A 1,840-nucleotide genomic window follows, 5' to 3' on the forward strand; every position below is an offset into this window, starting at 1 on the left:
CAATACTTCGGTTATTTTTTGAGAATTTGTTAACGGCTCCGAGGAGCCAAGTGTTTAATCCGTTAAAAATCTGATGTTTAGCATGAAAATTTAACACTAAAAATTTGGTCAAGTCGTTGATTTTCAGTAACTTTAAGGTTATTCCACGACACTTAAAGACATGCTGATTTTCGAACTACTTGACCAATATGAGGGCATCTGCCGGAGAGCTTTCTTCGGTTGCGCTACAAAGTTAAACAAAACTTTCAAAGCAAACATCATCGAGATACTGATTTTAATCATGTGCATACCGCGAAAGATAAACTTTCTTCAACTTGGACGCTACGGGAGACGTAAGGAACAGCGATACCGCCAGACATTCCGTAAGGATTTCGACTGGCTGTGCTTCAACATGAATCTCGCTGCCGACCGTTTCCAGTATGGCATGAAACGACTGGCTATCGCCATCGATCCCAGCTATGTCTCCAAAGCGGGCAAAAAGACAGACCATGTCGGTCGGTTCTGGTCTGGATGTGCTTCGGCTGTGAAGCATGGACTTGAGATACTTGGTATCGCTGTGGTCGATGCAGACATCAAGGACGCGATGATGCTTCGTGCCGTGCAGACTCTTAACGCGACAGAACTTAAAGCCAAGGATATGACGTTGAGCCAGTGGTATCTGTCAGTATTGGAGAAGTATCGTACTGATTTATTGAAAATCACTTCATTGCTCGTTGCCGATGCCGCTTTCTCCGTACTGCCGTTTGTCGAGGGTCTGAAAGAAATCGGCTTCTCACTGATAAGCCGTCTGCGTTCCAATGCCGTGCTGTATTACATTTACGAAGGCCCGCGAACCGGCAAAAGAGGACGCCCCAAGACCAAGGATGGCAAGATTGACTTCTCCAATCCCGACAAAAGCAGGATGACCCGGCTTGACATCGCGCCCGAGGAGGGCGAAGCCTTTGAACTTGTGGCATGGTGCAAGTCACTGAAGCAGAAAATACGGCTGGTAATCCATTATCTGCCCGGAGGTGTACACCGACTGTATTTCTCAACAGACACCTCTGTCTGTGGCAAAGATGTCTATGACATATACCGGACACGGTTTCAGATCGAGTTCTGTTTCCGTGACGGTCACCAGTTCACGGGATTGCTCGACTGTCAGGCTCGCAATGAAAAGGCTTTGGATTTTGCCTACAACGCTTCGCTTGCCGCCGTCAACATCACTAAGGTGCTCAGGAAGCAGACGAAGATGCCCTTTTCTATTGGTCAAATTAAGTCTCTGATGGTCAACGCTCATTTCATAAAAAGATTTTTTGACCTGAGCGGAATTGACCCGAACAAGACTTTAAATGCTAAACTTGTCAAAGAACTCCTTGGCTTGGCGGTAGATGCCGCTTAGCCTATGAATAATTTTTTAACGAACTATTGATCCACGACTTGAGGAAATAATAGATTCAATGGAGCAACAATTCCCAATAGATTGATAGATTAATGAAGACTTGGCAGAAGATAGTTGGCTTGATAACATTTATCGCAATATTCATCGTTGGCATATTGACGTGGATTAATGCCTATGTAGATGCAAAGTATATTATTGAACCATACAATATAGACATAATAGAGGAACGATACTATATGTATATAGATGGTTTGTCCACTCTGATGTGGATAACCTATTTTTTATCCCTTGTCCTGTTCATTATTCTCTGGAGGAAAGGAGGTAAGCGATGAAATTTAATTGCGAAAAAATTCCACTAGTGTCCCATAAAAATGGGAGCTAGTTAAAAATTAAATAAATTTGGTCCACTTGGGTCGTAGAGAACATTGAAATTTTGAGATTTAGTTTTGTCGAAGAGAT

The 1,840-nt window shown here is 43.3% G+C and carries 1 protein-coding gene; it reads left to right on the forward strand.

The window, feature by feature from the left end:
- Positions 1-160: 160 nt before the first annotated feature.
- Positions 161-1,381, forward strand: coding sequence for a transposase (locus tag QGT73_RS17265; RefSeq protein WP_280123250.1), 1,221 nt, complete (start codon positions 161-163; stop codon positions 1,379-1,381).
- The last annotated feature ends 459 nt before the right edge of the window (positions 1,382-1,840 follow it).

Source organism: Duncaniella muricolitica (assembly GCF_910574735.1).
Taxonomy (GTDB): Bacteria; Bacteroidota; Bacteroidia; order Bacteroidales; family Muribaculaceae; genus Duncaniella; species Duncaniella muricolitica.

Excerpts from the sequence above, each read along its gene's own strand:
- QGT73_RS17265 (WP_280123250.1), top strand. The coding sequence starts at position 161 with ATGCTGATTTTCGAACTACTTGACCAATATGAGGGCATCTGCCGGAGA.